Annotated in this window: 4 protein-coding genes and 1 pseudogene; all 5 read right to left on the bottom strand. The window is 36.8% G+C overall.

The annotated features are described in order from the left end of the window. A pseudogene (locus AWV75_RS18050) lies at positions 1–750 on the bottom strand (hypothetical protein); the annotation flags it as partial. Positions 751–1,329: 579 nt separating this feature from the next. Continuing rightward, positions 1,330–3,237 (bottom strand): acetate--CoA ligase, encoded by a 1,908-nt coding sequence (acs, locus tag AWV75_RS18045; RefSeq protein WP_002985092.1) that lies wholly within the window; start codon positions 3,235–3,237, stop codon positions 1,330–1,332. Positions 3,238–3,412: 175 nt separating this feature from the next. Further along, positions 3,413–4,357: an NAD(P)H-dependent flavin oxidoreductase gene (locus tag AWV75_RS18040; RefSeq protein WP_060875656.1), complete on the bottom strand. Its 945-nt coding sequence runs from the start codon at positions 4,355–4,357 to the stop codon at positions 3,413–3,415. A 16-nt stretch (positions 4,358–4,373) separates the two neighbouring features. Beyond that, the gene (mnmA, locus tag AWV75_RS18035) at positions 4,374–5,588 is read right to left on the bottom strand and encodes a tRNA 2-thiouridine(34) synthase MnmA (RefSeq protein ID WP_060875655.1); all 1,215 of its coding nucleotides are present in this window, start codon (positions 5,586–5,588) and stop codon (positions 4,374–4,376) included. Positions 5,589–5,740: 152 nt separating this feature from the next. Continuing rightward, a partial coding sequence (locus AWV75_RS18030) for an MBG domain-containing protein (RefSeq protein ID WP_156424214.1) occupies positions 5,741–7,700 on the bottom strand: 1,960 nt, incomplete at its 5' end.

The raw sequence follows: 7,700 nt of genomic DNA, 5'->3' as shown, positions 1-7,700 counted from the left end.
GTAGAATTTGTTTTCGGTTGCATTGTAAACAACATTTCCGTACTTGCCTTTCAGCTTGTTGATTATTTCCGAGATAAATCTTTGATTTTCAATTAATTTATCTACAAATGTTAAGTTATTAGCGATCTCTTCTACGTGTAATCGTACAAAACTATTATCAAGATCGGTTACGGTTAAATAATCATCTTCTAAAGTAAACGTTACGTTTGTAGTATTCAAATCTTCCCATGTAATCAAATGATGAGTTCCATCACTCTCCTCTATATAATAAAACTTATGGTCTGTGGTATTGTAATAAACATTTCCATATTTCCCTTTTAGTTTATTGATAATTTCAGTTATAAAATTAGAATTGCTCACAATATCATCTAAAGGCATAGACACTGTATTCCCTTCTGAATCAGTTATCGTTAGACGATCGTTAATTAAGCTAAAACTTTCGTTTGTCGTATTAATAAAGGATTGATTGTTTAACAAGCGCACCCACTTTTCTTTGTCCCAATAGTAGAAACCTGGAGGCATACCTTCGAGACCTAAATTATATACAAACAAACTTTCAGTTAAATCACCTACAATTGGGTCTTTATCTTTCTCACCTTTTAAATTGACTCTTGGAAATAACACCCCTTTGTTATCAGAGACAATATCAAGTTGACTGGAATTAGCTGGAGTTACTGTTCCTATACCAACTTGGGCAGTTGCAAAACCAGTTGCAAACAATGCCATTAACGGAATAACTTTTCTAATCATATTACAATTTTTAATAAATTTTAATCAACATTTTATTAAAATTAAACATAATTAAAACCTCAAAAACACCAAAAAACCAAAGAACTAATAATTACACTAAAAGGATACTTTCAATTATCTCTATTTTAAAGCCTCCTTTCGCGACTAATACGCAATAAAATGTTCTCAAAAAAAGATTTCTCATAAAAATGAAAGTGTGATTTCATCAAAAAAACGATAAATAAAAAGGAAATAGTGCCCTCAAATAAGTAAAAAAGTAAAACAATAAGTAATTAACACACCTTGTAACTTTGCATAAATTAACTAGTAAAGCGTAAAAAACACCCTAAAAACAACCAAAAACACCACTAAATATCATCATTATAAGTCAAAAACGCATAGCAAGAGGGTAAAAAACAGTACAAAGTCGCAGAAATACAATACATTCAGGCTAAAAAAATCTCTTTTAGCGAAAAACACCAAGTTGAAAATCTCGCGCGATTGGAGTAAAAAAAGGTAAAAAAAAACAGGAGGTAAATCCTCCTGTTTTTGTCTTTTTATAAATGAACCTCGTTATACTATTGGGTTACCTACTGTCTATTACAACTTTTCTTGCTGAATTTTCTCAATTACTTCAGGATTGATTAGCGTAGATACGTCTCCAAAATCTTTGGTTTCTCCATCCGCAATAGATCGCAAAATTCGACGCATAATTTTACCTGATCGAGTTTTAGGTAAACTATCAACAAATTGAATTTTATCTAACTTAGCAATTGGACCAATATGACTGCTAATGTACTGGTTAATTTCTTTTTTCACGTTTTCACGATCTCTGTACTCCCCTTCAACTTTTAACGTAATGAAACCATATAATGCATTTCCTTTGATGTCGTGTTTATACCCAACAACAGCACTTTCTGCAACAGCTGGATGTTCATTAATTGCATCTTCAATTGGTGCAGTACCTAAGTTATGCCCTGATACAATCACCACATCATCCGCACGTCCAGTAATTCGATAATACCCTACCTCATCTCTCAATGCTCCATCTCCAGTGAAATACTTTCCTGGAAACTGGCTGAAATAAGTATCCTTATAGCGTTGGTGATCTCCCCAAATGGTTCTCGCCATAGAAGGCCATGGAAACTTAATACACAGCGAACCATCAATTTGGTTGTCTTCAATTTCATTTCGTTTCTCATCCATCAATACCGCTTGAATTCCTGGTAAAGGCAATGTAGCGTATGTTGGTTTCGTTGGCGTAATGAAAGGCAGTGGTGAAATTAAGATACTTCCTGTTTCTGTTTGCCACCACGTATCTACAATAGGGCATTTTTTCTTACCTACGTGATCGTTATACCAATGCCAAGCTTCTTCATTAATAGGCTCTCCTACTGAACCAATCACACGTAAACTCGATAAATCATGTTCATTTACATATTTGTAATCTTCCGTCATTAAAGAACGAAGAGCTGTCGGTGCCGTATAAAATTGGGTTACCTTATATTTATCAATAATATCCCAAAAACGACTTGGAGTAGGATAGGTTGGTACTCCTTCAAACATTACTGTAGTAGCACCGTTTAGCAGTGGGCCGTACACAATATAGGAGTGTCCCGTAATCCATCCGCAATCTGCAGTACACCAAAAAATATCATCGTCTTTGTAATCAAATATATTTTTAAATGAATAAGCCGTTTGTACCATATACCCTGCAGTCGTATGGACCATTCCCTTTGGCATTCCTGTAGACCCTGAAGTATAAAGGATAAACAACGGATCTTCTGCATCCATCACTTGAGCCACGTGATTGGTTGAAGCAGCTTCTAACAATGGGTTTAAGTAAATATCTCTACCTGCCATCATTTCAATATCTGCTTCTGTACGTTGTACGACTAATACTCTTTCAACAGAAGGACATGATTTTAACGCTTCATCAATAATTGGTTTTAAAGGAATACTCTTGTTTCCTCTAAAACTTCCATCAGATGTAATCACATAATGACAATCTGCATCATTGATTCGCTTACTTACAGCAGAAGAAGAGAATCCAGCAAAAATCACACTGTGAATCGCTCCAATTCGAGCACAAGCCAACATAGCCACAGCTAATTCTGGAATCATAGGCAAATAGATACAAACGCGATCTCCCTTTTTAACTCCTTGCTCTTTTAATACGTTTGCCATTTTACAAACGCGATTAAACAAATCATTATACGTAATAATTTGAGCGGATTCCTCCGGATTATTCGGTTCAAAAATGATAGCCGGTTTCTCTCCTCTTTTTGCTAAATGGCGATCGACACAGTTTTTTACGATATTTAATTTAGCATTGACAAACCACTCAAATTTAGATTCTTCCATATCAAATTGAAAAACCTTATCCCATACCTGATACCATACGAAATTTTCCTCCGCAATCTTACTCCAAAACTTTCTTGGTTCTCGTACAGATTTTTTATAATGTTTAAAATACTGTTCAAGGTTTTCTATCTTATAATAACTCATATGTAGTGTGTAGATTTTTTATTTTGTTTTACTTCCTATAAAAATAAAGGATTATTAGTATATAGCAAAAAACCATACGAACTTTTTATTTAAAATTCACATGGTTTTTAGAATATCATAAAAGATCCCATCCATTTTTACGTGTTCTTGGGTCTTATATACTTGAGATAATCGATTAAAAATCGTATTTTTTTTGTTGAGCTTCTTTGAACTCGCTCATAATGGTTGAGATAATTTTTTCCACAGGTTCTATACTGCGAATTAACCCTGCTACTTGTCCTGCTTCCAACTCCCCTTCTACTAAGTCGCCTTCAAACATTCCTTTTTTAGATCGTCCCTTACTCAAATAGGCTCTTAATTCTTCCACATCTGCCCCCTTCTTATAGAGATTTTCGATGCCTTGATAAAATTCATTTTTAATCATTCGAACAGGAGCTAATTCTTTTAACGTAACGATTGTATCTCCTTCTTCTACTTGAATCACTCTATTTTTGAAGGTTTCATGAGCCGAACTTTCCGCAGAAGCGATAAAACGGGTTCCCATTTGCACGCCTTCTGCTCCGAGAATCATAGCAGCTAACATCCCGCGACCTGTTGCAATCCCTCCTGCAGCAATCACAGGAATTTGCACCTTGGCAGTAACCATCGGAATTAGAGTCAATGTTGTAGTTTCTTCTCTTCCATTATGTCCTCCTGCTTCAAAACCCTCTGCTACAACAGCATCAACCCCTGCTTCTTGTGCTTTTAGCGCAAACTTAGAGGAACTGATGACATGTACGACTGTAATGCCTTTTGCTTTTAAAAAAGGAGTCCATATTTTGGGATTACCCGCAGAGGTAAATACAATCTTAACACCTTCTTCTACGATGATATCCATCACTTCCTGAAGATCTGGATAAAGCAAGGAAACATTAACCCCAAAAGGTTTATCTGTTGCTTGTTTACACTTTTGAATGTGGGTTCTCAAAACATCTGGATACATAGACCCTGCCCCCAATAATCCTAATCCTCCCGCATTGCTTACTGCACTAGCGAGTTTATAGCCACTATTCCATACCATTCCCCCTTGTATTATAGGGTATTGTATGCCCAAAAGGGCAGTTATTCTATTTTGTGCCATGTGTTTTGTTTGGTATTTATTCTACTTTAGATATGACGCCAGAACCAATTAATTCTTCTCCGATATGCCAAGATACGAATTGTCCTTCTGTAATAGCAGATTGTGGTTCATCAAAACGCACATACATCCCCTTCTCCATTTTGTATAACGTCGCTTCTTGTAGCGGTTGACGGTAGCGAATACGCGCTTTGATTCGCATTGTTTCGCCAGGTTGCAATTGTAAATCTTCGCGAATCCAATGGATTTCATGCTCTTTTACGAATAGCGTTTTATGAAATAACCCAGGATGTGTATTACCTTGGCCCGTATAGATACTATTAGTAGCTACATCTGTTGCAATAACAAATAATGGCTCCACTGTTCCTCCTACATCCAATCCTTTACGTTGACCAGTTGTAAAATAATGTGCTCCGTAGTGATTCCCTACTTTTTTACCCATCTCAGGGGTATAGTGAAAAGCTTTCGCTTCTGCATACAATTCCTCCTCCAATGACGAATAAGTCTCAGCTTTACCAGTTGAAAAAACAGGGGCATCTTTGGAAATCTCATAGATAAAACCATCTTTGGGTTTTAATTGCTGTTGTAAAAATTCAGGTAGACGAACTTTTCCAATGAAGCACAATCCTTGTGAATCTTTTTTCTCTGCTGTAATTAAGTCTGCTTCAGCAGCAATTTCTCTAACTTTCGATTTATACAATTCTCCAACAGGAAATAAAGCTTTCGCCAATTGTGCTTGAGACAATTGACATAAGAAATAAGATTGATCCTTCGACGGATCCACTCCCGCCATTAATTTATAAACGGTTTGTGTTGTGCCATCTTCTAATACCACTTCTTCTTCCGCTTTTCTACAATAGTGTCCTGTTGCAACATAATCTGCTCCTAATTCTAAAGCAATCTTCATGAATACATCAAACTTAATCTCTCTATTGCACAATACGTCGGGATTGGGGGTACGACCATTTTCGTACTCCTTAAACATGTAATCTACAATCTTCTCTTTATATTGTTCACTTAAATCCACCGTTTGAAAAGGGATGCCTAACTTTTCGGCAACCATTAGAGCGTCGTTACTATCTTCTAGCCACGGACACTCATTCGAAATCGTAACGGTATCATCATGCCAATTTTTCATGAATAATCCGATCACTTCGTATCCTTGTTCTTTCAATAAGTAGGCGGCAACACTTGAATCTACCCCCCCTGAAAGTCCTACTACTACTCTTTTCATAATTTAAAAAACTAAGTTGCAAAGGTAAGGAGAATTGTGCGAAACACACAGTATTTTACATTTGTATTAAGAATGAAATGAGACAGGGCAAATGTCTATTTGCCCTGTCTTTAAAAATACTTAAAACTAATGGGACGTATAATCTTCGCCCCTTATTGGATGATGAATTGAACTCCTTCCTGGGTATCTTCCGTTTTCAGAATAAGGAAATAAGAACCCGAAGCTACTGTGGTTGGAATTTCTATTCCCTTCACACTGCCTTCTAAAGAACCTCGTTTAATTAACTGTCCCTTGAGGTTGTAAATGATATAGTGCACCATGCCTGGTTTTTCTTCCTTCATCTGAACATATAACCAATGACTTTTCTGTACGGGGTTCGGATATACCGACCAATTTGCAGTTGCTTTTCCTTTTATAACGATAGGACAACTTCTTATTTTCTTGCCGTTATATAGGGTTAATTCTACTTCATATGTTGCCTGAGGATCCAAAGTTGTACCATATTCATCTCCTGCAGAATAAGCTTGTTTCTCCCCAACCAGTTCTCCATTCTTAAACCAGCGATATGCTTGAAAAACATACCCTCCATTAGTTTGTTTGTTGTTGTTCACCAAAAGCACATTGTTGTATTTTTGTATCACTAAATGTTCTGTCGGAATACGCTTGTCTATCACAATTTTATAAGTTTCTGTTACTTTTTTATTGGGTGATTGAACCGTAATGACTTGTTCATATATACCGTAATCTTTCACTGAACGTGTAAAATGATTGGACGGTTGTACCTCTGCACCAACTTGAGTATGAACGGCAAAAGTTACTTCGTCTTGTTGGGTCTCACATCCTAAAACAAGGTGTACTTCTTTTGCTATTTTACCATAGGAAACACCATCCACGATTAAGTCCCAAATACTGGCATCTCTACTACTCACTGCAATCGTATGTGATACCGTTTTTGCAGCATTAAAATTAGTATTTCCTCCTTGACTTGCTGTTATCGTCACAAAACCGGGTTGTAAAAAGCGCAACAGCCCCGTTTCTTCCACTACCGCTATTTCACGATCAGCAGCCTCATCTATAGTATAAGATACAGGTAAATTAGAACTTGCTCTTGCTGTCAATTGCAAAGTAGTCGTATCTTCTAATACTACTTCCGATACTTGATTCCATGTTATCTCTTGATCCGCCTTTACAATCGTCAGTATACTTTGTAAACGCAATATTTCATAATTTGGTCCATAATCAACGGTAGCTGTAACGGTATATTGTCCCACTTGTGTTTGATTATTATTCGTATATACTATCGTTGCCTGAGGCTGTATATTTCCTTGTACTTGTAGTTGTTTCACCTGACCATCATACACAAAACGCTGAGCTGGGAAAGTCAATCCTTCAATATTATTTTTCTTGATCTCAAAAGAGGCAGGAATAAAAGAATCAATATAATAATTGGCTCTTGCACTCAAACTTCCTTGCGTTATAGCATAGAGTCCCACTGCTTCTCCAGCACTACGTGTCAATTGTCCAACAACCGCTTGTATGATAAAATCACCGCGTTGTAATCCATCCGCACGATAGCGCAATACCGGATCAGCTTCTCCAAATCGCTTGAATTGATTTTCTTCCACAACCAGGCGTAAAGGAGCGGGTTTAATTTCAAATTGTTCTTGATTATCCAAGGTTAAGCTATAATTAGCAAATACCGCTTGAAGGCTTCCTAGTTGATACGCATATTGATTGACATTTTCTCCAGCCGCTCTTCCTAAGCTTCCAGTTAAAGCCGTTCTGATTCCATCATTGAATTTAAAACCTGTAACTGTAAAGGCAAATAGTGGATCCGTTGCTCCATATAGTTTCTGTTGACCTGCAACGGGTTGAATAATTAATGGAGCAGGAGTAATCGCAAGCAATGCTTCTTCAAAAGTAAACGTATAATTTGCTATCACTTGCAAATCACCCTGTTGAATAGCATACGTCCCTACATTTTCTCCTCTTTGACGTGAAAGATTTCCTCTTACACTCGCAGCTACTTGATCTTGTACTTTCAGTCCTGATACAGTATACGTCAATACAGGATCGGCATCACCGTATACTTTGGTTTTCGCTTCTGCACGG

This window comes from Myroides odoratus, assembly GCF_001549985.1.
GTDB lineage: Bacteria > Bacteroidota > Bacteroidia > Flavobacteriales > Flavobacteriaceae > Flavobacterium > Flavobacterium odoratum_A.
The sequence above is the reverse complement of the archived record's forward strand: the minus strand, read 5'-3'. Positions and strand labels throughout refer to the sequence as shown.